The sequence below is a fragment of the Bacillus sp. 37MA genome, assembly GCF_000372765.1.
GTDB lineage: Bacteria > Bacillota > Bacilli > Bacillales > Domibacillaceae > Domibacillus > Domibacillus aminovorans.
This window is the reverse complement of sequence record NZ_KB889752.1, coordinates 356,962-381,952: the sequence shown is the minus strand read 5'-3', so window position 1 is coordinate 381,952 and position 24,991 is coordinate 356,962. Positions and strand designations below refer to the sequence as shown.

Genomic DNA, 24,991 nt, shown 5'->3' with positions numbered 1-24,991 from the left:
TCATTCGGTATATGACCATTCATTATGCCTTCTCCAAATAAAAAAGCACCCGCTAGGATGCTTTTTGTTTAAACGATCATCAAGACCTCAATTTGTAGAATCTTTTTTAACTTCGCAACGGAAGGCTCACTAAAAAAGTAGTTCCTTCGCTTGAGGTGGAAACCAATTCGATTTTCCCTTCATGGTTTTGAACAATTCTTTGCACAAGTGTTAAACCTAAGCCGGTTCCGTTTCCTTTAGATGTTGAAAACGGATTATATAAAGATTGTTGCATATCAAGAGGGATTCCTGTGCCCGTATCTTTAATATAAATTTGATAAAAGCCGTTTTCTTTAGTTGAATAAATATATATAGTCCCCTGTTCATTTATCGCTTCTTTACTATTACGAATTAAATTGTAGAAGACTTGTTTCATTTGATTCATATCAACGAATACAGGCACTCGCTCTACATCAATGATAAATTTAATCTGATCCTCTTTTAATGAAGATTGAGTAATTAAAGGCAAAATGTCATTAATAATCTCTTCTATATAGGTTTCGTTTAAAATAGGCGCTCCAGGCTTAGAAAGAAGAAGCATATCCTCAACGATGATATTAATTCGGTCAATTTCTTTCATGACTAGCGGCAAATAGAATCGTTCTTTATCCACATCAGGGATCGCGTCGTTCATCAATGATAGAAAACCTTTGATGACCGATAGTGGATTTCGAATTTCATGAGCTGCCCCTGCAGCTAATTCGCCTACAAGAGCTAACTTTTCTGATTGATGGATTCTATTTTCTAATTCTTCCGTTTTCGTTATATCGATGAAATAAAAGATTCTTCCGATTACTTCTTTATGTTGATTGATTAACTGTGATTGAGAAACTAACAATTGATAATGTTCCCCATTGATTTTCAACGGAACCTTTATATTTTGACAAATTCGCTTCGATAACAGAATATCCCAAAAGGGTGTGTTTTGGGCGTATACTCCGTTCTTAATAAGCGTTTTCACCTTTTCTTCATCTATATCTAATACATTTTTAGCTGACGTATTGAGTGAATAGAACGTTGTTTGATTATCGCTTGTAATAATGCCCACGGGTAATGAATTTAAAATTTCATCTAGATAGATCTTATCAGCTAAAATCTTGTTAAATGACTCTTTTAATCGGAGTGACATCTGATTAATCGAATCCGTTAAGTGCTGCAATTCAATTTGATTCGTTTCATTGATGGTTAAACCATATTGACCATTCGCTATATCATTTACGTTGTGAATCATTTTTTCAATCGGTTTTGTTAAGCTGCTGCTAATTTTATACGATGCATAGATAGATAAAATGACAGCCCCGCACGTCATTAAAATTAATAGTACTAATGAATCTTCAATGATCGTTGAAAAATCATTCGTATGATCATTTAAAGATAAAAAGGTTTCTTCCTCTAAATCTTCCAATTCTTTCTTTAATTCTTCCATTTTTGGGAGATATTGATCTTTAATATATTTTTTAGCGGCCTCTTCATCTCCATACACTATAAGGCCCTGTACATTGTTGACAATGATAAAATCCAATAAATTCATTTCACGTTCAATGCTTTCCATTGACTTTGGTATTTCCACCTGATTTTGTTTTGCAAATTGAAATTTTTTCATTTCTTGTGATGTATACATTTCAATAAAGCGATCACTGGTGTTATGTAAGAGATAGCTTTCAACTATATATTGTTTAATACTTAACTCTTCTTCCCAATAAGAAATCCAGACGACTCCTGGAATGTTATTATCTTTCACTTTTTTACTCACTTGATTGATATCTTCGATCGAATGAACAAAGATGAGTGAAAAGCCGCTTAACAATATTGTATTCAAGAGGAGGACCAGTAATATTTTATTGCGAAACGGCATTTTCAAAAAGCTCTTATTCATCACATTCTTCCTTATCTCCTACTGTTCAATAAATTGATCTCTGAACGGATATATTGTTTTTCCTCTTCTGTATACATCGGACCAAATGGAGCCAGATTGTATACTCCATCTTTTTCATTCAATACGACTTTCCCTTGAGGGATCCCGTCCTCACTAAAGAAGTCTTTCATCACAGCAATATACGCCTGTGGAACATCATTTACGACACTCGTTAACACGTGTTCTTCACCCATATAGGATTGATCATCCAAATAACCGATCACAAAAATGTTTTTCTCTTTTGCATAATCAATCACATTTCGATTATAGCCATTCCCTTTGGTAAAGATCACATCGACACCTTGATTCATCATTTCTTTCATCAATTCCACCGCTTTTTCTCCGTCATCCCTGCTATTCACAACGCTATAGTATAGTACGGCTTCCGGTTTATACTGCCTCATCCCTTGTTCAAACCCGGGGAGCCTCTTTCTCGCTTCATATGCATCTAGTATACCGATCTTATTGCTTTTTGTTTTCAGAACGGCTGCCAAAGCCGCCATGTATTCAATCTTATTTTGATCAAACGTGTAAACGGTTTGATTCGGGTGTTTTGAGGTCCCATGAATCGTGACAAAATGAACGTCAGGATAAGTAGTTGCGATTTTTGTAAAAAAGCTTGAAAACTCGCGGCCGTGGCCAATGATCACCTTAGAGTCTGCTGCAACAGCTTTCGTTATTGTGTCCTCCATCTGTTCCTCTGTTTTGATCTCACTAAATAATTCAGCGGATACCGGGAATTGCTCCTCTATTTTCATTTTGCCCTTATAAGCGAGACTTCCCCAGCTTTGATCTTCAATGACATCAGAAGTTATAATCGTCATCTTTGTTTTTTCTATTTGACTATTTGTTTCAGTATTGTCTAAAATCGTCTCTGTTTTAAACAAAATAATAGAGATAAACGTGAATATGACGATTACGGTTACCCATAACAGTAATTTACTCTGATTCTTTTGCGGCATTACAGCTCCCCTATCAAAAAAGTATTTCTACTACACCTTAAAAAAGTATACGTATCGACCAGGATTTCACAAATATCAACCAGCAAGTAATATTATCGATATTTATTAGCATCATTTGCTAAAAAGATAAACAGAAGAATTTGTTTCAAATCTTACAAAATCATACATATGCATCATGAATAACTATTTGCTCTTGTTGACGTACTAAATCCTTCATTATAAGTATTATACTCTCTATAATATATTAAAAAAAGAGGAGACTAGAAACTGTTCGTTCAAATTAATCAATTATTTACTATCTGTAGTCACTGTACTGCTGGCAAGGATTCCTTTTCATTACTCATGGACACTTTTTCCTTTTTAGACTGATTTATATACATTACATAATTTTTCACCAATCAATCATGACCCTGACGGTATGCCTAGGACTTTTTTATATAAACAGATGCAGGCTTTACAACGATTCATCTATTGCTTCACCAGTTCTAGCGCAGTACTTTTCATTCAGAAATTTCTTCCATATGACTCAAACCATTTTTATTGGGTAGCCTATTCTTGTAGCTTTTTTCATTTTTTCTAAGGAGGAAATGAAAAAGACCTTATCAATACGCAAGGTAAAGGACTGAAAAATATGTTAACAGAAGATCAGCTAGCCCATTTTCGTACAGAGTTAATGAACAGGAAGACTGAATTAGCCTCTCATTTTGAGGATAATGATCATTTCGATTTAAAGAGAAGCCTATCTGATTCCATAAGTGAATTATCCGTATACGACAACCACCCGGCGGATGTAGGTTCAGAGTTATTTGAAAGAGGGAAAGATGTAGCGCTCAATGAACACGCTGAGCTGGAACTGCAAAGTATCGATAAAGCATTAGAAGCGATGAAGGACGGAACGTACGGCATATGTGAAACGTGCAAAGAAGAAATACCCGTTGAGCGTTTAGAAGCCTTGCCAACAGCCCTGTACTGCATTGATCATTCTCCGGACCAGAAAATTTCCCGCGATCGACCTATTGAAGAAAACGTATTAACTTCGTTTGGAAAGTTTGATATAGATACAAAAGATGAAAATGTCGCCTATGATGCGGAAGATTCGTGGCAAGATGTTGCACAATATGGAACGTCCGAGTCACCATCTGATTTTGCTAATCCACCGGAAAATTACGACGACATGTACGTCGAAGCGGAGGAAAACGTTGGGTACGTGGAAGATTACGAAAACTTTGTCGGGGTGGACATTACCGGAAAAAATATTACGGTCTATCCGAATAAACAACATGAACATTATGAAGATGGATTAGATGAAGAAGGCATAATGACTGAATTTGGTGACTTACCGGCATCGGAGCAAGATCCTTATACGAAGAAGAAATGATGGAATCAGGCAGCTGGAGTCCCTAGGATAATGAAATCCAGCTGTCCCTTTTCTTTTGTACACGCTTGTCATAACCAAAGTTATTTTTATTTTCCGGAATTTGCGATATCAGATATGTTTTTTCCTGCCAGACGTTCGGCCCTTCTTACATCCATCTTTCGCTGCTGCAAACATTTCGCAATTTGAACGTGTAATCCTCTGCTCGGTTGCTTCATTCCGCTTATCCCTCCTTTCATCCTTTCCTGTTTTTATTATTTCCACATATGGCGTTGCTACTCTGTCTCAAACCAATCCCAGTAAATTGGATTAAAGGTGCCATACGCCTGGAATTGATCATTTTTGTGAAACTCCATAAACCCATACCGTTCTAACCAGCGGTAGGCACTTTTTCGTTTCTCGTCATCAAAAACGACAAACAAATATTCATTTCGTTTTAAGCGATATCTGAACTGAAGAATGATGTCGATCGCTTTTTTCAGACCTTCGAGCCCGCATTCTCCGGTTGACATGTCTTTTTTGCCTTTCGGACTATGATTTTTCCAATAATTCGCCTTTTTTCGGGTGTCGGTAATGATTATCCCGACATTCCATACATATACGATTTGATTTGAAATACTCTGTTTTTCACGCCAAAAGTAAATATGAAGTGCTTGGCCATTGCTTAATGGTTGGCAATATCGAACTTCACTTTTTCTCTTCTTCACTAGGTCACGCAGCACAATCACCTCTCCGTTATCTACGTTTTTTAAAGCAAAGAAAAAAGTACCCAAAAGAAGAGTACTTTACAAGTATTATTTCCATTTTGACCATTCATCTTTCATTTCTAGTTTGTCTTAGATGTATTTTTCTCTAAAAATTCCATCCCCGGCAACGTGAGAGAGAAGTCGTCATCCGTAAAGTAACCCATTATTTCTTTTCCTGTTTCAGTTCTTTTCACATTAATGCCTGTTGCTAAGTTATTTGAATCGATATACTGAAGAGCTTCCCCGAACTTTTCTAATCCAACTCCATAATCGTTCCAGTCTGGCTTCATCCCCATTTTAATGTTTCCAAGAATGTTGACTGCTAATTTTTCTACTTGCATCACCTGACCTCCTTATCATTTCAAGAAATTTTCACTGAATGCAATAGTCTACTCTCCCCTTTTTTCGTCCCCCATATGCAAAAATGATCAGTTTGGTTCCTTTCCTTCCATTCAGCTCATACTAAGAAAAAAATGGGGTGATGAAAATGATTAAGATGGATCAATATGTAGAACATATCCAAAAGCATGCTGTTCGTTTTATCAATGCGGCCGATTTAGAGCCGTTAATAAAAGGCGCAAGTCACGCTCAGTATGTCTTGCTTGGAGAGGCTTCTCACGGGACATCCGAGTTTTACACGACACGTGCTGAAATCACAAAAAAACTGATTGAAGAACATGGTTTTTCTTTTGTTGCGGTGGAAGGAGATTGGCCGGCTTGCTTTGAAGTTAATCGCTATATTAAAGGACATACCCCTGAGTATACGAATGCAGAGGCAGTGTTACATTCCTTCAACCGGTGGCCTGCCTGGATGTGGGCCAATGAGGAAGTCGCACATCTTGTTGATTGGCTTCGTGCTTTTAATGAAAACCAAAAAACCGCGGATAAACTCGTCGGATTTTACGGATTGGATGTGTATAGCCTGTGGGAGTCGATGGAAGCCATCATTCATTACTTGGAAAAGACCAAATCTCCTGATGTAGAAAAAGCGAAGCAGGTGTTTGAATGCTTTGAACCTTTTCATCGGCAAGCGGAAGAGTATGGAATTTCGGCTGCTTTTTATGGAGAAAGCTGTATCCAAGAAATTATGAGCCTTCTTCAAACGATTCATCAACATAAACATTCATATGACGGTGATCTCGAGTCCTCCCTTAATATGCAGGTGAACGCTCTCGTTGCAAGCAATGCAGAGGCTTACTATCATGCCATGGTCACGAACGAAAACGAGTCATGGAATATTCGGGACCGGCATATGGTTGAAGCTCTTGACCACATCGGACAATATTACGGCAAGGATGCGAAAGGGATCATCTGGGAACACAACACTCATATTGGAGATGCCCGTGCTACTGATATGGCAAACGGTGGAACGGTTAATGTTGGCCAGCTTACCCGTGAAAAATACGGAAAAGAAAACGTGTATGCCATCGGATTCGGTACGCACCATGGTACCGTGATCGCCGCTCAAAAATGGGGAAAACCTGCAGAAGTCATGATGGTTCCAAAAGCGGAGAAGGGAAGCTGGGAGGACTTGGTTCATCAAGCTGGGCCTTATAATAAATACCTTCTCTTTACGGAAGAAAACCATAATGTATTTCGGGATATACTAGGGCATCGTGCCATCGGTGTCGTGTACCATCCTTTAATGGAGCGGTTCGGTAATTATGTCCCTTCCCGGCTATCCGAAAGATACAACGCCTTTATTCATATCGAAGAAACAAAAGCTTTATCTCCCCTCACCTTTTAATCGAGGGAATTGGATAATAGTAAATCCAATGGAATATTTTATTGAAATTGGGGGAACAATATAAAGGGGCTACAAGGGCATTCCTTGTTCCAAAAAACGACCAATATATACTGCTCTGAGGAGGGTGAAGAATGACAAAAGATCAATCCAATCGTGACAATGAGAAAACGAATGTGGAAAATGAAGACACGCTGACGAACAGACAGGGACATCCTGTGACGAATAACCAAAATATCCGGACGGTCGGTAATCGTGGCCCTGCTGCGTTAGAAAACTATGATTTTATCGAAAAAATTAGCCATTTTGATCGAGAACGTGTTCCGGAGCGTGTCGTTCACGCACGCGGTGCTGGTGCGCACGGTTATTTCGAAGCGTATGGAACAGCAGGCGACGAGCCGGTTTCAAAATATACACGAGCAAAACTCTTTCAAGGAAAAGGGAAGCAAACACCTGTTTTCGTTCGTTTTTCAACTGTTATCCACGGAGGTCATTCACCGGAAACGCTTCGTGACCCGCGCGGATTTGCCGTTAAATTTTATACAGAAGACGGAAACTGGGATTTAGTTGGAAACAACTTAAAGATTTTCTTTATCCGTGATGCGATGAAATTCCCTGACATGATCCATGCCTTTAAACCGGATCCCATTACGAATCTTCAAGATGGAGAACGTTTTTTCGACTTTTGCGCAAGTTCCCCTGAATCGTTCCATATGGTGACGTTTGTTTATTCACCATGGGGCATTCCGGCGAACTACCGCATGATGCAAGGCTCTGGCGTGAATACGTATAAATGGGTCAACAGCGAAGGCGAAGCCGTACTTGTTAAATATCACTGGGAACCGAAGCAAGGCATTAAAAACTTGACGCAAAAAGAAGCGAGCGAAATTCAAGCGACCAATTTTAATCATGCGACTCAAGATTTGTATGATGCCATTGAGCGCGGCGATTATCCGGAATGGGAACTGCTCGTTCAAGTCATGAGCGATGATGAGCATCCGGAACTAGATTTTGACCCACTTGATGATACGAAACTGTGGCCGGAAGATCAGTTCCCGTGGCTACCGGTCGGCAAAATGACTTTAAATAAAAACCCGGAAGATTACTTTACCGAAGTGGAACAATCCGCATTCGGTACAGGCGTCCTCGTTGATGGTCTCGATTTTTCGGACGACAAAATGCTTCAAGGTCGGACGTTTTCGTATTCAGACACGCAGCGTCATCGCGTAGGTGCGAATTATTTGCAGCTGCCGATTAATGCACCGAAAAAACGGGTTGCGACGAATCAAAGCGGCGGACAAATGCAATATAAAGTAGACCGTGCCCCTGGTCAAAACCCTCATATTAACTATGAGCCATCGATTTTGGGCGGACTAAAAGAAGCAAAACAAGCCGGAAAAGAACATACACCACACGTTGAAGGCAAACTAGTGCGTGAGTCCATCGACCGGCAAAGCAATACCAAACAAGCAGGCGAAACATACCGTCAATTTGAAGACTGGGAGAAAGATGAATTAATTTCAAACCTTGTCGGAGACCTTTCTAAATGCGATCAACGACTTCAAGATAAAATGATCGCTCTGGCAGAAGAAGCAGACGAAGAATATGGCCGCCGCTTAAGAGAAGGCTTGGCGAATGCCTCAAAAGACGGATCTAGCCAAAAACCACTTGGCAACAAAGACGGCGATCAGGCACCGGAAAAAGCAGTGAAAAAAGGGCATAACGCTGAACCATATTGATGTCACATTATACTATTCAAAATAACCGGCAGCGGAATTTCCGCTCCGGTTATTATTTGTTATTTTGCTAAATAATGTTGAATGGAGTACGTCATCATATTGTGACCTTTTGGTGTCCAATGAAAACCTATTTCTTCGTCAACAAAACGATAAAACTTGCCATCCGTTTCTTCATCTTTTCCCATCCTTCTATTCCTATTGCTTAGTTCAGAAAGAGTATAGCCGATTCATAGAGGCAAAACAATGCATTTTGTCATGTAACTGTCCATGTCAAGCACACATAAAAACTCCGATTGCACATACACACAATCGGAGTTTTTATGATTTTCCCAAAAATGAACAGACGTTATCTATTCGGCAGCGAGAGCGATGCCCATGTGTTTTCAAGCCACTTTTTAAAGTCGGCTCCCATTTCCCCTTCGTACGTATCGTACACATCGAGTCTCATTTTTTTAAACTTCTCTTCAAATTCTTTAAAGGTATGATCTTCCGGCAAACTTTTCTTAATTCGTACCAAGATTTTCATGACGTCTTTAATCGCGTCACTTTTTTTCTTGGGCGGTAATTGAACATCTTCGCCCAACTTTTTAAGCTGACGGAAAGCAGCCTCTTGCACTTTATACACGGTATCGGTCATCATCATACGCGTTAGCAACTTAATGGTTTGTTCGTTTTTCCACTGTCCTAACTCTTCAACAGTGTCTAAACGTTCTCTCCAATTAGACGTTCGATTGGCTGATTTTTTTAATTCTTTAAAATGTGGAGGTAACTCACTTTTTGCTTCTTTATTATTCAAACGATTTAATCCCCTTCTATTTCAACATCTTTTCAATAAAATAAAACTTCATTCCAATCCGTATTGTACCATGATCTGTTGAAACACGTACTCTTTTTCAACGTTTTACACTTCAATGATAATTGGAACAATCATGGGCCGTCTTTTTGTTTCCGTATATAAAAATTTCCCGACCGATTCTTTTACGCTTTTTTTGATGACTTTCCATTGGTTTACTTTTCCGCCTTGTAAGTTGTGAACGGTCGTTGTCACGAGCTGATTCACGTCATTTAAAAGCTCTTCCGAATGGCGAGCATGGACGAACCCACGGGAAATTGTATCCGGACCCGAAACAATTTTGCCTTCCGTTTTGCTAAGATGAATCACGATGATGAGCATCCCTTCCTCAGACAGTTGTTTTCGGTCACGTAATACAATGTTTCCAACATCCCCAATACCCAATCCATCTACAAAAATGTTCCCTGAAGGTATTTTCCGCGTCTGACGGGCCACTTCGTTGTGAATATCGACCACATCCCCATTGTTTACAATAAAAATGTTTTCTTGCTCGACTCCAACAGATTCGGCTAATAAGCGGTGCTGATGCAGCATTCTATATTCACCGTGAATGGGAATAAAGTATTTCGGTTTCATTAACGTAAGCATTAATTTTAATTCTTCTTGACTCGCATGTCCGGAAACGTGCAGACCCGTTACACTTCCCGATCCATAAATCACTTTCGCTCCGAGAAGAAATAAATTATCGATAATCCGTGCCACATTCCGTTCATTCCCTGGTATTGGGCTTGAAGATAATATAACCGTATCTCCCGGCATAATTTCTACTTGCCGATATTTCGAACTAGATAGACGGGATAAAGCGGCCATCGGCTCCCCTTGGCTTCCCGTACAAAGAATCGCCACCCTCTCGGGATCCATTTGATTCACTTCATTTGCGTCAATTAACATGCCATCAGGGATCGTTAAATAACCAAGTTCCAATGCAACCGATACGACGTTCACCATACTTCGGCCAAGCAAGGCAAGCTTTCGATTTGTCTTTAGCGCGGCATCTACGACTTGCTGAACGCGATGAACATTTGATGCGAAAGTAGAGATAAACACTTTCCCCTGCGCTTTGTTGAACGCTTCTTCAATGTGCTCGCCTACAAATCTTTCAGACGGCGTAAACCCCGGACGTTCCGCATTCGTACTTTCTGATAAGAGAGCTAACACACCATTTTTACCGAGGTTGGCCATTTTATGAATATCCGGATATTGATCATTTACCGGCGTTAAATCGAACTTGAAGTCACCCGTATGGACGACTGTCCCTTCAGGTGTATGAAAAGCAACGCCTAGACAATCGGGAATACTATGGTTTGTTTTAAAAAAAGTTAAACGAATCGTTCCTAACTCAATACTCGAATCAGAGTCAATCGTGATAAGCTGCGTTTCCCGAAGAAGCCTATGTTCTTTGAGCTTCACTTCGATTAAACCTAACGTTAATCGTGTTGCATATATCGGCATATCTAATTGTTTTAATATGTATGGGATAGCCCCAATATGATCTTCATGTCCATGCGTCACAACTAAAGCTCGAATCTTCTCCTTGTTTTCCTGTAAGTAGGCAATATCCGGGATAATCAAATCAATGCCTAATAAACTTTCATCTGGAAATTTGGATCCACAGTCGATGACCACAATATCGTCTGCATATTGTACCGCATACATATTTTTTCCAATTTCATTAACTCCACCTAAAGCAACGATCGATAATGTATTTTCTTCTGCGTTCAACATTCGATTCCTCCCACTTTACATCATTATGCAAAGTGTGCCCTTTTAACGTCCTTTTATGCTTGACCTTAAAGTTTTCATCCGTTACTATGCCGGCTGAAGCGTAACGCAAATCAGGGCAGTACAATTTCTATTTTATTCCAATTTTATGTAATTGTATAGTTTAAAGGGGAAAAAAGATTGTCAGCACATTTCACTGACAATTTTGATTAGTCTATGCTCTTAAAAGCTTTGCGTTAATTGCAACAATTAATCAATTTCAATTGTACAAGCACTTGAGGCAAAACTTTCTCCCACAAGAAAGCCGTGTTCATCCGTATAATCAATTTGCGTTTCTATATCTACATAACGTTTTGTAAAACGGTCCATTCGAATGTGAATTCCATCATATTCAATAACCGTATCGTTTCGTCGTGGTTCATCAAAAACAAGCGTAAATTTAACAGACAGCCCGCATCCGCCAGCTACATCGGCGTCAATACGGGGTGACTGTTCCTCCTTGAAGACCATTGCTTTTAGCTTGTCCAATGCCGCTTCTGTCAGTATGATATCCATTGAACGCTCTCCTTCCCGTCAATATCCTATTATTCATGATCATACATTTGATTTTGCTGCACGGACCTGTTCATCAGCATGGTAGGAAGAGCGAACAAGTGGACCTGATTCACAGTGGCTAAACCCTTTGGACAAGGCTATTTCCTTTAATTCGTTAAACTCCTGTGGACTCCAATATTTTTGTACTTTTAAATGGTGTTTCGTTGGCTGTAAATATTGACCGATTGTCATGATATCCACATCATTGGCGCGGAGATCCACCATCGTTTCTATAATCTCTTCTTTTGTTTCTCCAAGACCAATCATAATACTTGATTTCGTTGGAATGTTAGGATTTAATTCTTTCGCTCGTTTTAAAAACCCAAGGGAACGTTCATATGTTGCTCGTGCACGAACTCTCGGTGTTAAACGTCTCACTGTTTCAATGTTATGGTTTAAAATGTCTGGTCTTGCATCCATTAATGTTTTTAAGTTGTCACATTCCCCATTCATATCGGATGGAAGAACTTCAATGCTGCAAAATGGATTGAGACGCCGCACTGCTCGTACCGTCTCCGCGAATACCCCCGCTCCGCCGTCTTTTAGATCATCACGGGCAACAGCCGTAATAACTACATGCTTTAAGCCCATTTGCTCCACTGATTCTGCCACACGTACTGGCTCTTCCCAATCAAGCTCTGTTGGGAGCCCGGTTTGAACAGCACAGAATCGGCAGGCACGTGTGCATACACTTCCTAAAATCATAAAGGTTGCCGTTTTGCGCACAGCCCAGCATTCATGAATGTTAGGGCATTTCGCTTCTTCACAGACCGTATGAAGTTTTTTTTCGCGCATCATTTTTTTTAAGCCTGTATACTGTTCATTCGTATTTAATTTAATTTTGAGCCATTCTGGTTTACGCACATACTCAATAGTCATATCATTCACTCCTATAAATGGACTGAAACCAGTCACAATCTTGATATATATCCAGTATTGATGTTCATTTATTGAAAACCGCCAAGAATGAAATAGTGAAAAAGTACATGCTCACTTTACTTTCATTCCCGGCGGTTCATTTTCAATCCTGAAATTAATTTATGATTTTACGATTTCTTTATCTATCTCCACCGCTTCCTCTTTTGTATAACGCAATATTGGCTGTCTAGCTGCTTGTACTTCATCCAATCGGCCAATGACCGTTGTATGCGGCGACTCTAATACAACGTCTGGATTGTTTTCTACTTCTTTGGCGATTTGAATCATCACATCAGCAAAGGCATCCATTGTTTCTTTTGACTCTGTTTCTGTCGGCTCAATCATCAAGCATTCCTCTACATTTAGCGGGAAATAGATAGTCGGCGGATGGTAGCCGAAATCGAGCAGACGTTTTGCCATATCAAGTGTTCTTACACCTAACTTTTTCTGTTTCGACCCTGATAAAACAAATTCATGCTTACAAACTTGTGAATATGGTGCCTCAAAGTACGGCTCTAGCTTTTTGCGAAGGTAATTCGCATGAAGCACAGCACTTTCAGATACTTGACGCAATCCAACAGGCCCCATTGTACGAATATACGTGTACGCACGCACGAGGATACCGAAGTTTCCATAATACCCTTTGACACGGCCGATAGAGAGTGGATGATCAGAGTTCAATTCATACTTCTCGCCGTCTTTTTCAACACGCGGTACTGGCAAGTACGGAATGAGTTTCTCTTTCACGCCGACTGGTCCTGCTCCTGGTCCGCCGCCGCCATGAGGGGTTGTAAATGTTTTATGAAGATTTAAATGGACGATATCAAAGCCCATTTTACCTGGCGTTGTTTTGCCTAAAATAGCATTGGCATTTGCCCCATCATAATACAATAAGCCTCCTGCTTCATGAACAACTTTGGCGATTTCCACAATTTCTTTTTCAAATAGACCGAGTGTATTAGGATTTGTGAGCATGAGTGCCGCTGTGTCGTGGTCCACGTGCTTCTTTAATTCTTCTACATCTACTAAACCATTTTCATTTGATGGAATGGTCACTGTTTGAAAACCAGCAACTGTCGCGCTTGCGGGATTCGTACCGTGAGCAGAGTCTGGAACAAGTACCTTCGTTCTCGTTTCTCCTTTTTCTTTAAGATACGCCTTCACCATCATGAGCCCTGTCCATTCGCCTTGAGCGCCTGCAGAAGGCTGCAGTGTCACAGCATCCATGCCTGTAATGACAGCTAATTCCTCTTGCAATTCATATAAAAGCTGAAGTGCTCCCTGTGCCGTTTCAGCTGGCTGGTAAGGATGAATGCGGCTAAAGCCTTCTAAACGCGCTACATCCTCGTTAATTTTTGGATTATACTTCATCGTGCAAGAACCAAGCGGATAAAAACCATTATCGATCCCGTGATTTTTATTGGAGAGTGCAGTATAATGGCGTACTAGCTGAAGCTCCGATACTTCCGGAAGTTCAGCCGGAATATCACGAATTAAATGTTTAGGAAATTTATCTTGCAGATCAACTTTGTTTACGTCGCTTTCCGGAAGACTGGAACCGACACGCCCTGAACGACTAATTTCAAAGATCAAATCATTATATTCAACCATTTATGCTCGCCTCCAATACATTTATAAATTGGTCAATTTCTTCTTTCGTACGCTGTTCTGTTACTGCAATGAGCATTTGATGGTCAAAGCCGTAATCATTTCCTAAATCAAATCCGCCGATGATTCCTTGCTCAAGAAGCTTTGTATTAACTTCCTTAACTGGACGAGGAAGGTCTACAACGAATTCATTAAAAAAAGGTGCTTCATTCGTAACAACAAATCCTTTTTCCTGCAGACGTTTTGCCATATAATCCGCTTTCTCTATATTCAGCTGTGCCATATCGCGGATTCCCTGCTTTCCAAGTGCTGTCATGCAGATGGAAGAAGCAAGAGCATTCAATGCCTGATTAGAACAAATATTAGAGGATGCTTTATCACGACGAATATGCTGCTCACGCGCTTGCAGTGTTAAGACAAATCCACGTTTGCCTTGCTCATCTGCCGTTTGTCCTACAATACGCCCCGGCACTTTGCGCATAAATTTTTTAGTAACCGCAAAATATCCACAGTGCGGACCGCCAAAGGACATCGGTATCCCTAATGGCTGCATATCCCCGACAACGATATCTGCCCCTAGCTTACCTGGTGCCTGTAATTGTGCCAGTGACAATGGATTGGCACTAACAATGAAAAGGGCCCCTGTTGTATCTGCGATATTTTTAATTTCTGCTAGGTCTTCGATCGATCCGAAGAAGTTTGGGTATTGAACAATCACAGCAGCAGTGTCTTTATCAATTTGTGCCTGCAAGCTTTCCAAATCTGTACAGTCACCTGCTAAATTTATCTCTTCGACTGTGTAGCCCGGACCTTCCGCAACTGTGTTTAAGATCGCCCGTGACTCAGGATGAACAGCTTTAGAAACAAGTACTTTCGAACGCCGCGTAGACGCAACGGCAAGTGATGCAGCTTCTGCAAGAGAAGTAAAGCCATCGTACATAGAAGAGTTGGCAACATCCATTCCCGTTAGCTCACAAACCATCGTTTGAAATTCAAAAATAGCTTGTAATTCTCCTTGGCTGATTTCCGGCTGGTACGGAGTATAAGCTGTATAAAACTCAGAGCGGGAAATCATATGGTTCACTACACTTGGAATGTAATGATCATACGTGCCAGCACCAAGAAAAATTGGGTATTCGTTAGCATTTTTATTTTGCGATGCAAGCTTATGCATCTTTTTCATCAATTGCGGTTCAGGAATGGCGTCTGGAATATTTAACTCTCCCTTCAGACGAATCTCAGGAGGGATATCTTCAAACAGCTCATCTACTGAAGAAATATCTAAAAAGGCTAACATTTCCTCTTGATCTTGTTTTGTATCTGGGAGATATCTGTATGTCTCTGTCATCTTAGGCATCTCCTTTACTAATAAATTCCTTGTAATCCTCTTCACTTAAAAGCGATTCTAATTCTTCTGGATTGGACATTTCCACTTCTACTAACCAGCCTGCTTCATACGGCTGTTCGTTAATTGTCTCAGGTGTATCTCCCAACTCCTCATTTACACCGACAACTTTACCTGATACAGGTGAATAAAGTTCAGAAGCGGTTTTCACTGACTCGATGGTACCCATTGTTTCATTCGCTGTTACTTCATCATCCATTTCCGCATTCTCCACAAAGACGATATCACCTAATTGCTTTTGGGCAAAATCGGAAATGCCGATACGCACCCGATTTTCGCCCAATTGTAGTACCCACTCATGATCCTTACTATATAACAAGCTTGAAGTCGCTTTTACCATTGTTTTCTCTCCCTTTCCCGCATTAATATTTCTGCAGTTTTTAAAATTTTTATGAGCCTTTTTTATAAAACGGTGCTTTTACAACGACAGCATCAATTCTTTTGTTCCGGATTTCAACTTGCAGCTGTGTTCCCAACTCCGTATGTTCTATCGATACTAATGCCAGACCTAAATTTTTCTGTATTGACGGTGAGCGTGTTCCGGATGTAATAGAACCAATTTCCTTTGCTCCGGAAAACACTTTGTATCCGTGACGAGGGATGCCTCTTCCTGTTACTTCAATCCCTACTAACTTTCGTTTTAACCCTTCTTCTTTTTGAGCTATCAGGGCTGCCTTGCCGATGAAATCACTTTCTTTGTTCGTTTTGACTGCAAAACTGATTCCTGCTTCAAGCGGGCTGATTTTATTTGTGAGCTCCTGGCCATATAGTACAAGGCGTGCTTCAAAACGAAGCGTATCACGCGCACCAAGTCCACACGGTTTTAAGCCATCTTCCTTTCCTGTATTTAGAAGTTTCTCCCAAAGTGCCTCCACCTTATCCGCTGCTAAATAAAGTTCAAAACCGTCCTCCCCCGTGTAGCCTGTACGGGATACGAGAACTTCTGTAATACCGTCTACATTGACATGTTGAGCAAAGTGGAAAACACCAATTTCAGATAAATTAGTCTCTGTGAGTTTTTGTAAGATGCCTTCTGCTTTTGGACCTTGAATGGCAAGCAAGGCAATGTCACTTGATCTATTTTCGAGCTTCACGTCTCCTTCTGCATGCTGCTTCATCCACTCAAAATCTTTTTCGATGTTTGATGCATTAATGACGAGTAAATATTTTTCATTTTCTAGCTTATAAACTAACAAATCATCGATCGTTCCACCGTCTGGATAACACATAGCTGTATACTGTGCTTGGTTGATCTGAATCTTTGTTACATCATTCGTTACCAAGTAGTTAAGGTAATTCTCTGCATCTTTTCCTTCTACGAGCACTTCCCCCATATGAGAAACATCAAAAAGCCCAGCTTCCTTTCGAACGGCCTCATGTTCTTCTAAAATGCTTGAAAATTGTACTGGAAGTTCCCAACCACCAAAATCAATGACCTTTGCTCCGTACTTTTTATACACTTCAAAAAGCGCTGTTCGCTTTAACACTGTTTTTGTACTCACTGCTACACCCCCGATTAAGTTTTCCTGCAAAATAACTCTTCTTTTACCCTTTTACCCGTTTCGGTCATAGCAAGGCCGCCAAGTGCTGTTTCTCTAAGTGTTCTCGGCATTTCCTTTCCAATCTTGTACATCGCCTCAATGACTTCATCGCACGGAATGCGGCTTTCGACACCCGCAAGAGCTAAATCCGCAGCTGCAAAGGCAATCGATGTACCAATGACATTTCGCTTAATGCAAGGTACTTCAACAAGTCCCGCAACGGGATCACAAACTAAACCTAAAAGTGATTTCATCGCAATAGCGGTTGCATGCACTACTTGTTTTGGTGTTCCGCCTTTTAATTCAACGATCGTTCCTGCAGCCATGGCTGTAGCAGAACCGACCTCTGCCTGGCACCCTCCTGCAGCCCCTGAAATAAACGAACGATTTGCAATCACATATCCAAGCATACTTGCCGTAAACAATCCCATAACTAAATCTTTATAGGAAGTGCCGTCATTTTTGTGAAGCGAAAACAATACGCCCGGCAAAATTCCTGCAGCGCCGGCAGTCGGAGTGGCTACAATGACCCCCATCCGTGCATTACTTTCAGACGTTGCCAGCGAGAAAGTCATCGCGTTACTAATATAATCGCCTGTAAGTGATTTCCCTGAACGTTCATAATCACTCATTTTCACGGCATCACCACCGGAAATACCGCTCGGTGCAGCAGAAGTGTCTTTTTTACCGTTATCAACTGCTTCCTTCATTTTGATTAATCGTTCTTCCATCAAGCTGATAATTGTCTCTTTATCTCTCCCTGACTTTTCCGCTTCCATCATCAGCATGATTTCACCAATTGTTTTTTGTTCACTCTCACAAGCTTCAATGAGTTCTTTCATTGACTGGATTTCCATCATACATCTCCCATAAGAACTTTTCTCATCCTATATTGTGGATATTTTTTGGCTATCACAGAAAGGTCTTCGCTTGTACTTAAACGTATATCTACCGTCTTGCCATCAATCATAAATACTTTTGATAAGCCTCCCCCAAGAGATGCTCCACCAACTTTCACAACATTTTCTCCCCGCCTTGCTGTCACAATTGTTGTATTTGGATGCTCAAAATATGCACAATTTTCTTCGAGATTTAAGGTATAGTCAAGCCCTTGTCCGTATGCCAGCTCAAGCGCGTATTTAATTCTCGGATCATCTGTATCCATCCCGAGCAGCCCGCCAAGCAAAGCCTTATCTGTCCCATGCCCTTGGTAGGTTTGTGCGAAAGAATCATAGAATATAATGTTCGCCTCTTTCGGACAACCGCCTAAGAGTTCATGTATAAACCTGCCAATAGATACAACACCAGCTGTATGAGAACTAGATGGTCCTACCATGATTGGTCCGATAATGTCAAAGCAACTTTGAAATTCCATGATGTTTCTCCTTTCTTACACATTAATCGGCTGTTGAAATAAGGGATACATCTCACAAATAGATTTTGTTGTTTCTTTTGCCTTTTCTAGAACAGCTGGATCCCCTTTGCTCTTCAAAACAGCCGCGATGACTCCCGCAATTTGCACCATCTCTTCCTTTTTCATTCCGCGTGTTGTTAATGCCGCTGTGCCCATACGGACTCCGCTTGTCACAAACGGGCTCTCCAGATCATATGGAATCGTATTTTTATTGACAGTAATTCCTGCTTCTTCAAGCAGCTTCTCCGCTACTTTTCCCGTTAAGTTCCATGGGCGTACATCCAGTAACACAATATGATTATCTGTTCCGCCGGAAACAAGGACAGCTCCTTCTTTCTTTAATGCTTCACCAAGTGCTGCAGCATTTTCAATGACTTGTCTGGCGTATTCTTTAAAGCTTGGCTGCAATGCTTCTTTGAAGGCAACGGCTTTAGCTGCAATAATGTGCATCAACGGTCCGCCTTGAATGCCTGGAAATACCGCTTTATTGATCGCTTTTATCATTTCTTCATCATTTGTTAAGATGATTCCGCCGCGCGGTCCTCTCAATGTTTTATGTGTAGTGCTCGTCACAACATCTGCATATGGTACTGGTGATGGATGAAGCCCCGCTGCTACAAGGCCTGCAATATGGGCCATATCCACCATCAATTTTGCCCCAACTTTGTCGGCAATTTCTTTAAAACGTGCAAAATCAATGGTTCTTGGATAAGCGCTTGTACCGGCAATAATTAGTTTTGGTTTTTCTTTTTTAGCGATGGCTTCAAGCTCATCATAGTCAATCAATTGAGTATCCTCCCTCACTCCATAGGAGACAATATCAAACCATCTCCCAGAAATGCTGACAGGACTTCCATGAGTTAAATGTCCACCATGTGAAAGGTTCATTCCCATCACTTTATCACCAGGCTGAAGCAGCGCATAAAAAACAGCGAGGTTTGCTTGGGCACCAGAATGAGGCTGAACATTTGCATACTTTGCATGAAACAGCTCAGTCAAGCGTTCAATTGCTGCTTGTTCTGCAACATCAACAAATTCACATCCACCGTAATAACGCTTCCCTGGAAGACCTTCTGCATATTTGTTCGTCATCACGCTTCCCATTGCTTCTAATACATCTTCGCTGACAAAGTTTTCTGATGCGATCAACTCGAGTGTTTGATGCTGACGATTTTTTTCCTGCTCAATCGCTTCAAATATTGTTGAATCATTTTTTTGTAAACTCACTCTTATTCCTCCTTATAGTTTCATTTTTCTCTAAATTGTTGCAGTAAACATTCATACACTATTCCTTTTCCGTATGTAAAAAAGGACAGAAAAGGGTAGTAATTCCTCCCCGTCTCTGTCCTTTTACCTGAGAGTTTGACTTCATTTACAGTGAAGTTTTCCCCTTTGGTGGCGTATTATAAACGCTCTCTCCAGAGGTGCGTCCTGTTGCAGTTCATCTACCTGAGAGATTAGTTCCAAGGGTCTTTTTGGAACTTGCTCCTTCGGTGGCATTACTTCTACGCTCTCCCACAACAATCATCCGCGCCATATTGAATTGTCATTATGTCCAAATAAAACAGAAGGATCTTTGTTAAATAAATTACTTGCGACTACTCGATTTATGAAATTTGTTCCTTTAGTTTCAATGTACCTATTACAGAATGTATAATTGCCTATCCCACTCATTATTCCCTGAGCGAGATCGAGTTGTTATAAATAAGATGGATTGGCCTCTACATTTTTAAAATAAACAGCTTCCCCATCACTTTCTCCATCAAAAATAACGGTTGTCTTAGGAGAGAAGATTAAAACGTCCCCCACTTCACCTACGTATTTATTTCCTTGGACATCACGCACAACCATTTTTCCTTTTGTCACTACTTTAATTTCGATAAAATCAAATTCTGCTGAATAATCTACTGAAGGTTGCAAGGCAAAATAACCCAATGTTAATACTTCTTTTTTGTCTGTGAGAGGCACATCCAGAATTTGTCCCTTTAGTTCCGGTGTTCCCCGCAGCTCACTTAACTCATTTAAATTGTATGTTCCTGCTTTAAGCAACTGAATTCCTGGCTTTTCACACAATAGTTTTGATTCGGTTTTTTGACTCATTTTATTATCCACCTTCTATTAGATAGTTGTTTTCTGCTTTAAAGCAGGTCGATTTATGGAAAAGATCGAAATATCATGTTCCGTTTTACCTGTTGTAGATAATTGGCTTAATGTTTCACCAACTACGCTTGAGAATTTAAACCCATGGCCAGAGAAGCCAGCAGCAATCACTACATTAGAGTGCTCTGGATGTACATCGATAACGAAGTGCTCATCCGGTGTTTTTGTGTACATGCAGACTGCGCCTCTTTTTAACTCACCATTTGCTCCTTGCATATACTCGCCCAAGAACTCGCGGAGGTTGTTTTCATCCTCTGGATAAACGCCAAACTCACGGTTAATGGTATCTGGGTCAATTTGCTGGCCATAAGTATGATAGCCTAGTTTTAATCCGCAGCCGCCGAAGCTCGGGAATCCATAATAGATGCCTTTTGGCACTTCAACCATGAAAGCCGGGAAGTCGATATCATTGCTGTATTTTGATTCGTCGGATTCAAAGAAACCTACAACTTGACGGTATGGCTGTAATGGAATGTTAATGTTTAGCTTAGAAAGAAGTTTGCTGTTCCAAGCTCCCATGCTGACGATTAATTTATCAGCTGTATAAGAGCCTTTTGCTGTTTGGATTTTTACTAAGTTCGGTGAAATTTCGAAATCCTCAACTGGTGTATAAGTTAAAACTTTGGCACCGTGCGCTTCAGCCAACTCGCGGTAAGCACGAATACAGTTTTCGCTGAACAATACGCCTGAGTTTGGCTCGAAGATCGCATTGTAATTCTCAGGAACAGCAACACCTGGCCAGCGCTTATTGATTTCATCACCTTCAAGTAAATCAACAGTCAAGGAATGTTCCTTTGCAGCTTCCATCGTTTCTGCCACGAAGTCCGATTCGCCTTTAGGTCCGAATACTAACACACCTGTTTTTGTAAAGATTTTATGGTGTGTTGCATTTTCCAGTTCATACCATAACTCTTGGGATCTTAAAGCAAATGGCACATACTCTCTTCCTTCACCGTAAGCATGACGGATAATGCGTGTGTCACCGTGATGGCTGCCATTTGTATGCGGTGGGTCAAATGAATCCACCAACAGTGTTTTAACTCCTTGTTTTGCTAAATAGTAACCTGCGGCCATCCCCATTGAACCGGCGCCGACCACAATCACATCAAAATGTGTACTCATAACAGTCCCCCCAAAGTTTGTTCGTCTAGTTATTAATTTTCTCCCTTGCAGAACCCCTGCGTTAAATGCAACTCATTTCACTGTTCAAACGACTGTTTTTTAATCGCTTACCGAAATTGAATTTTAAATATTCAAATAATTTATGGTATACATGTAGCATACAGCCTTTCATTATGTGTAACAATTGTGTATTTTTGCTTAATATTTTCGCTTTAAAAAAGAATTGTTGTGCATGGTGAACAAAAATAAGAATTAAGAAATAACATGCTGTTCCTTTCTTATAGGATAAGGCTCTAAACCATCCTATACTAAAGTAAACGTTCTTTCTTTCCATTTTGTGCTCCTATAGGCTTTTGCAATTCCCCACTGACGAATATTTTCTTTCGTTACTTCCCTTACTTTAATGGATACAACGGCAGGTGAGGATAAAGGAAAGGGACGCAGAGATACCTGCTTTGAATTGATCCAATTTGCGATGATCTTACGTCCATCTGTAAACGGGAAACTTTCCCGAAATCCATCTTTAAACCAAGGGATTTCTTCCGCCTTGGGGGTTCCAGGTTCTTGCATGCACAAATATAAAGAGAGAGCATCACAAAATTGGATCATTGGAAGTTGAATGTTTAATAGATCTTCTTTATGAGCTTCAAAGAGGTCCAATTGTTCCATCAAACGGTGCTGCCTGGCTTTTTCCTGTCTAGAGAATTCAATGGCGTCAATCTCCTTGGCCCCTACTAAAAAGAAACAATAATGCAGACTGCACAGCAATCCGGCATACGGGGACTGCCTTTCAACTTCATCAATTCCTTTTTTATAAAAGGTAAGCCGAGGGACTAGAGGAAAATCGATAAAGGAATACGGTTCCTTAACCTGATCATTCCAAAATGGAGTTTCATCCAGATCGATCCAACCACGGTCATGTTGAGCTATAGCAAACGTAACCTCATCCCATCGCTCGGTTTCTTTAATATAAGCAGGATTCCACTGCCTGGAGATGTCCCCTGAAAGTAAGCCGTGACGATGTTGTGGTGTCATTACCCAATCGTGTTCTCTCTCATAGATAATCAAGCTATCACTCCATTTTCTACAGTCTTTTATGTTGTTTCCTCTACTATATTTTGTATATTTACAAAGTTAACACTCACATAAGTTTTCTATTTGCAATCATATCCCCTCCTATCCCGAAGAAAAAAATCTTTACATCTACCTGTATAACCAGACCTGTATAATCAAAAATAGCTGTTTTAAATTGACTGGTTTACCAATATAATTAGAAGCACCTGCCTCAATACTTTGCTGTCGATCATTTTTCATTGCTTTGGCTGTCAGGGCAATGATCGGAAGACTTTGAAACTCAGATATTTGACGAATCACCCAAATCATCTCAAATCCATCCATTTCGGGCATCTTAATCTCCATAATAACAAGATCTATATTTCGACTTCTTTTGTCTTCTGTTCTACATTTTCATATTGCTCTTCAAGTTGTTCATTAACGGTTTTTAACTCCTCTTACTGGAATTGAAGCTTTTCCGATTGGCTCTGCAATTCTTCCGTTAAAGCCTGTGATTCTTGAAGCAGCTTTTCTACTTGCATACGCCCTAAAATACTTTGTATGTTGATACCAAGATTACTCATGACCTCTTGCAGCAGCATTTCCTCTAGTTCATTAAACGGTTCAAATGAGGCTAATTCAATAACAGCCCATACCTCTTCTTGAAATTCTGCTGGAATAACTGTTACATGGGATGGCCGCACTGAACCTAGACCAGACGTAATTTTTATATAGTCTTCTGGAACTTGATTGAGTGTAATCATACGATTCTCTAATGCACACTGTCCAACGATTCCTTCCCCTAAACGAAAGCTTTTAGTACCGACATCTTGTTGGTTATCGGCATAGGCAGCAAGTTTCTGAAAGCTTCTCTCATCTTCCTTTACATAGATGACGCCATACGTTGCCCGTACCATAGGAGTAATCTTTGTAATAAGTTGATGGGCTAACTTCTCTACATTATCTATTCCAGGATACATAGTCGCGATTTCAGCAATTTTCGTTTTTAACCCGCTTTGTTCCTCTGCGCCATCTTTTAAATTCATCAGTTCAATCTGTACTATTTCTAGTTCTTCCGTTCTCTCTTTAAGTTTACGAACTAATATTCCATTTTCAAAAATTGTAATTACTTGTCGAATAGTAATTAAACATAGAAGAACTGCTCCACCGATAAAAAAACTTAAAATGGCTTCTTTTTTGATCAATGCAAGAAATAATAAAATGATTAAGCTTAAGAATGGTAATATCGTTTGACTAATGTAAAATAGTTTTGTTAAGTTATTTTCTTTTTGAGGTACATCGTTAACTTTTTTACTAAAAAAACTGGAAAGGCCTATTAACAAGAGACAAACGTTCCATATCGGAGTTAAATATGTAATATCCCCATTATACGTGTGATATATAGACTGATATACATAATAGGTTTCAGCAATTGTATAAAAAGTTATTCCTGTCGTATTTAAAATTAATAATACATGTGGAAATAATGACTTAGAGGAGAGGAATAGCAAAACAATACCAAGTAATATACCTAAAATAGCTACTGGATAACTTAATGAAATGACAAGTTCAAACATTGAGGATGCTTTAGATAATAACGGATTTAAGAAATAAACCCAACTAATGGTTGTTAATACAGTCATCATTATAAAGCAGTCAAAAAAGACTTGAATCGTACGATATTTTTTCCCTGTTACATATACTTTGTAAAAAACAGCAATGCTATATATGAATACAAATAAATTATAAAACAAATTGGCCCATCCAGGAAATGGATCATCTATCCCCAAATAAAATTCACGGTATCTCCATATTAACTCACCAATAAAATAACTAAAACACCCCATAAAAACAATAACCCAAAAGTTTTTCTCTTCTTTTTCCTTTATCCGTTGTAAAGAGCTTCTTATAAATATAAGTGTAAGCAAAGGGCCTGTAACAGCTATAATACTCCCAACTAATTTCAAATCGGGCCATAGTAAAATCCATGTATAGTAAATAAGCACATACATTACAGCAATCATAATTGACTGTTTTTTTTGCAATGGAATCATTCGTCATCACCTTTCTATCAAGCTTTG

25 protein-coding genes and 2 riboswitches are annotated in these 24,991 nt (G+C 40.0%); of the genes, 3 read left to right on the top strand and 22 right to left on the bottom strand.

The genetic code is table 11. From position 1 onward, the window contains the following. Positions 1 to 106 precede the first annotated feature (106 nt). Entirely contained in the window at positions 107 to 1,915 is a 1,809-nt protein-coding gene (locus A3M5_RS0102020) for a sensor histidine kinase (protein ID WP_018392079.1), read from the bottom strand. Between the two features lie 11 nt (positions 1,916 to 1,926). Beyond that, entirely contained in the window at positions 1,927 to 2,916 is a 990-nt protein-coding gene (locus A3M5_RS0102015; RefSeq protein WP_018392078.1) for a BMP family ABC transporter substrate-binding protein, read from the bottom strand. A 631-nt stretch (positions 2,917 to 3,547) separates the two neighbouring features. Between A3M5_RS0102015 and A3M5_RS0102010 the strand changes: the two genes are divergently transcribed. Next, a complete protein-coding gene (locus tag A3M5_RS0102010) occupies positions 3,548 to 4,294 on the top strand; it encodes a TraR/DksA C4-type zinc finger protein (protein WP_018392077.1) in 747 nt (248 codons plus the stop codon). Positions 4,295 to 4,380: 86 nt separating this feature from the next. Here the strand turns inward: A3M5_RS0102010 and A3M5_RS26350 are convergent, their stop codons facing one another. From A3M5_RS26350 to A3M5_RS0101995, 3 genes are all read right to left on the bottom strand, one after another. Further along, entirely contained in the window at positions 4,381 to 4,509 is a 129-nt protein-coding gene (locus A3M5_RS26350) for a hypothetical protein (protein ID WP_018392076.1), read from the bottom strand. 57 nt (positions 4,510 to 4,566) lie between these two features. Beyond that, entirely contained in the window at positions 4,567 to 5,013 is a 447-nt protein-coding gene (locus A3M5_RS0102000) for a hypothetical protein (protein WP_018392075.1), read from the bottom strand. A 104-nt stretch (positions 5,014 to 5,117) separates the two neighbouring features. Continuing rightward, on the bottom strand, positions 5,118 to 5,378 hold the full coding sequence (locus tag A3M5_RS0101995; protein WP_018392074.1) for a YjcQ family protein: 261 nt from the start codon (positions 5,376 to 5,378) through the stop codon (positions 5,118 to 5,120). Positions 5,379 to 5,524: 146 nt separating this feature from the next. Between A3M5_RS0101995 and A3M5_RS0101990 the strand changes: the two genes are divergently transcribed. Beyond that, the gene (locus A3M5_RS0101990; RefSeq protein WP_018392073.1) at positions 5,525 to 6,784 is read left to right on the top strand and encodes an erythromycin esterase family protein; all 1,260 of its coding nucleotides are present in this window, start codon (positions 5,525 to 5,527) and stop codon (positions 6,782 to 6,784) included. Between the two features lie 131 nt (positions 6,785 to 6,915). Continuing rightward, entirely contained in the window at positions 6,916 to 8,520 is a 1,605-nt protein-coding gene (locus A3M5_RS0101985; RefSeq protein ID WP_018392072.1) for a catalase, read from the top strand. A 59-nt stretch (positions 8,521 to 8,579) separates the two neighbouring features. Here A3M5_RS0101985 and A3M5_RS26345 read toward each other — a convergent pair whose 3' ends face one another. The 17 genes from A3M5_RS26345 to A3M5_RS0101890 form a co-directional block, all read right to left on the bottom strand. Beyond that, positions 8,580 to 8,705, bottom strand: coding sequence for a hypothetical protein (locus tag A3M5_RS26345; RefSeq protein WP_018392071.1), 126 nt, complete (start codon positions 8,703 to 8,705; stop codon positions 8,580 to 8,582). Positions 8,706 to 8,866: 161 nt separating this feature from the next. Beyond that, positions 8,867 to 9,316: a HEAT repeat domain-containing protein gene (locus A3M5_RS0101975; protein WP_018392070.1), complete on the bottom strand. Its 450-nt coding sequence runs from the start codon at positions 9,314 to 9,316 to the stop codon at positions 8,867 to 8,869. A 105-nt stretch (positions 9,317 to 9,421) separates the two neighbouring features. Continuing rightward, on the bottom strand, positions 9,422 to 11,098 hold the full coding sequence (locus A3M5_RS0101970; RefSeq protein ID WP_018392069.1) for a ribonuclease J: 1,677 nt from the start codon (positions 11,096 to 11,098) through the stop codon (positions 9,422 to 9,424). 246 nt (positions 11,099 to 11,344) lie between these two features. Then, complete coding sequence (locus A3M5_RS0101965) at positions 11,345 to 11,650, bottom strand: HesB/IscA family protein (protein ID WP_018392068.1); 306 nt, start codon at positions 11,648 to 11,650, stop codon at positions 11,345 to 11,347. A 39-nt stretch (positions 11,651 to 11,689) separates the two neighbouring features. Next, positions 11,690 to 12,568 carry a lipoyl synthase gene (gene lipA, locus A3M5_RS0101960; protein ID WP_018392067.1) on the bottom strand — a complete coding sequence of 293 codons (879 nt, stop codon included), beginning with the start codon at positions 12,566 to 12,568 and terminating at the stop codon, positions 11,690 to 11,692. 159 nt (positions 12,569 to 12,727) lie between these two features. Beyond that, positions 12,728 to 14,218: an aminomethyl-transferring glycine dehydrogenase subunit GcvPB gene (gene gcvPB / locus A3M5_RS0101955; RefSeq protein WP_018392066.1), complete on the bottom strand. Its 1,491-nt coding sequence runs from the start codon at positions 14,216 to 14,218 to the stop codon at positions 12,728 to 12,730. Further along, a complete protein-coding gene (gene gcvPA / locus A3M5_RS0101950) occupies positions 14,211 to 15,563 on the bottom strand; it encodes an aminomethyl-transferring glycine dehydrogenase subunit GcvPA (RefSeq protein ID WP_018392065.1) in 1,353 nt (450 codons plus the stop codon). Before gcvPA ends, gcvPB begins: the two co-directional genes overlap by 8 nt. A 1-nt stretch (position 15,564) precedes the next feature. Continuing rightward, positions 15,565 to 15,960 carry a glycine cleavage system protein GcvH gene (gcvH, locus tag A3M5_RS0101945; protein ID WP_018392064.1) on the bottom strand — a complete coding sequence of 132 codons (396 nt, stop codon included), beginning with the start codon at positions 15,958 to 15,960 and terminating at the stop codon, positions 15,565 to 15,567. 49 nt (positions 15,961 to 16,009) lie between these two features. Then, positions 16,010 to 17,122: a glycine cleavage system aminomethyltransferase GcvT gene (gene gcvT, locus A3M5_RS0101940; protein WP_026221549.1), complete on the bottom strand. Its 1,113-nt coding sequence runs from the start codon at positions 17,120 to 17,122 to the stop codon at positions 16,010 to 16,012. A gap of 14 nt (positions 17,123 to 17,136) precedes the next feature. After that, entirely contained in the window at positions 17,137 to 18,018 is an 882-nt protein-coding gene (sdaAA, locus tag A3M5_RS0101935) for an L-serine ammonia-lyase, iron-sulfur-dependent, subunit alpha (protein WP_018392062.1), read from the bottom strand. Continuing rightward, entirely contained in the window at positions 18,018 to 18,536 is a 519-nt protein-coding gene (locus tag A3M5_RS22035) for a serine dehydratase beta chain (protein WP_018392061.1), read from the bottom strand. The genes sdaAA and A3M5_RS22035 overlap by 1 nt, the downstream gene beginning before the upstream one ends. Before the next feature lie 15 nt (positions 18,537 to 18,551). Further along, positions 18,552 to 19,802 (bottom strand): serine hydroxymethyltransferase, encoded by a 1,251-nt coding sequence (glyA, locus tag A3M5_RS0101925; RefSeq protein WP_018392060.1) that lies wholly within the window; start codon positions 19,800 to 19,802, stop codon positions 18,552 to 18,554. 113 nt (positions 19,803 to 19,915) lie between these two features. Beyond that, positions 19,916 to 19,999: riboswitch (glycine riboswitch) on the bottom strand. 3 nt (positions 20,000 to 20,002) lie between these two features. Next, positions 20,003 to 20,103, bottom strand: a riboswitch (glycine riboswitch). A 170-nt stretch (positions 20,104 to 20,273) separates the two neighbouring features. Further along, positions 20,274 to 20,675, bottom strand: a complete 402-nt coding sequence (locus A3M5_RS0101915) for a cupin domain-containing protein (RefSeq protein ID WP_018392058.1) — start codon at positions 20,673 to 20,675, stop codon at positions 20,274 to 20,276. A gap of 18 nt (positions 20,676 to 20,693) precedes the next feature. Beyond that, positions 20,694 to 21,857 (bottom strand): N-methyl-L-tryptophan oxidase, encoded by a 1,164-nt coding sequence (gene solA, locus A3M5_RS0101910; RefSeq protein ID WP_018392057.1) that lies wholly within the window; start codon positions 21,855 to 21,857, stop codon positions 20,694 to 20,696. A 303-nt stretch (positions 21,858 to 22,160) separates the two neighbouring features. Further along, positions 22,161 to 22,925: a DUF3891 family protein gene (locus A3M5_RS0101900; RefSeq protein WP_018392055.1), complete on the bottom strand. Its 765-nt coding sequence runs from the start codon at positions 22,923 to 22,925 to the stop codon at positions 22,161 to 22,163. 135 nt (positions 22,926 to 23,060) lie between these two features. Beyond that, entirely contained in the window at positions 23,061 to 23,264 is a 204-nt protein-coding gene (locus A3M5_RS0101895) for a response regulator (protein WP_026221548.1), read from the bottom strand. Between the two features lie 104 nt (positions 23,265 to 23,368). Beyond that, complete coding sequence (locus tag A3M5_RS0101890) at positions 23,369 to 24,964, bottom strand: GAF domain-containing protein (RefSeq protein WP_026221547.1); 1,596 nt, start codon at positions 24,962 to 24,964, stop codon at positions 23,369 to 23,371. Positions 24,965 to 24,991: the final 27 nt, after the last annotated feature.

Coding starts and splice junctions, on each gene's coding strand:
- A3M5_RS0102020 (WP_018392079.1), bottom strand. CDS start 1,915: ATGAATAAGAGCTTTTTGAAAATGCCGTTTCGCAATAAAATATTACTG.
- A3M5_RS0102015 (WP_018392078.1), bottom strand. CDS start 2,916: ATGCCGCAAAAGAATCAGAGTAAATTACTGTTATGGGTAACCGTAATC.
- A3M5_RS0102010 (WP_018392077.1), top strand. CDS start 3,548: ATGTTAACAGAAGATCAGCTAGCCCATTTTCGTACAGAGTTAATGAAC.
- A3M5_RS26350 (WP_018392076.1), bottom strand. CDS start 4,509: ATGAAGCAACCGAGCAGAGGATTACACGTTCAAATTGCGAAATGTTTG.
- A3M5_RS0101995 (WP_018392074.1), bottom strand. CDS start 5,378: ATGCAAGTAGAAAAATTAGCAGTCAACATTCTTGGAAACATTAAAATG.
- A3M5_RS0101990 (WP_018392073.1), top strand. CDS start 5,525: ATGATTAAGATGGATCAATATGTAGAACATATCCAAAAGCATGCTGTT.
- A3M5_RS0101985 (WP_018392072.1), top strand. CDS start 6,916: ATGACAAAAGATCAATCCAATCGTGACAATGAGAAAACGAATGTGGAA.
- A3M5_RS26345 (WP_018392071.1), bottom strand. CDS start 8,705: ATGGGAAAAGATGAAGAAACGGATGGCAAGTTTTATCGTTTTGTTGAC.
- A3M5_RS0101970 (WP_018392069.1), bottom strand. CDS start 11,098: ATGTTGAACGCAGAAGAAAATACATTATCGATCGTTGCTTTAGGTGGA.
- A3M5_RS0101965 (WP_018392068.1), bottom strand. CDS start 11,650: ATGGATATCATACTGACAGAAGCGGCATTGGACAAGCTAAAAGCAATG.
- lipA (WP_018392067.1), bottom strand. CDS start 12,568: ATGACTATTGAGTATGTGCGTAAACCAGAATGGCTCAAAATTAAATTA.
- gcvPB (WP_018392066.1), bottom strand. CDS start 14,218: ATGGTTGAATATAATGATTTGATCTTTGAAATTAGTCGTTCAGGGCGT.
- gcvPA (WP_018392065.1), bottom strand. CDS start 15,563: ATGACAGAGACATACAGATATCTCCCAGATACAAAACAAGATCAAGAG.
- gcvH (WP_018392064.1), bottom strand. CDS start 15,960: ATGGTAAAAGCGACTTCAAGCTTGTTATATAGTAAGGATCATGAGTGG.
- sdaAA (WP_018392062.1), bottom strand. CDS start 18,018: ATGGAAATCCAGTCAATGAAAGAACTCATTGAAGCTTGTGAGAGTGAA.
- A3M5_RS22035 (WP_018392061.1), bottom strand. CDS start 18,536: ATGGAATTTCAAAGTTGCTTTGACATTATCGGACCAATCATGGTAGGA.
- A3M5_RS0101915 (WP_018392058.1), bottom strand. CDS start 20,675: ATGAGTCAAAAAACCGAATCAAAACTATTGTGTGAAAAGCCAGGAATT.
- solA (WP_018392057.1), bottom strand. CDS start 21,857: ATGAGTACACATTTTGATGTGATTGTGGTCGGCGCCGGTTCAATGGGG.
- A3M5_RS0101895 (WP_026221548.1), bottom strand. CDS start 23,264: ATGCCCGAAATGGATGGATTTGAGATGATTTGGGTGATTCGTCAAATA.
- A3M5_RS0101890 (WP_026221547.1), bottom strand. CDS start 24,964: ATGATTCCATTGCAAAAAAAACAGTCAATTATGATTGCTGTAATGTAT.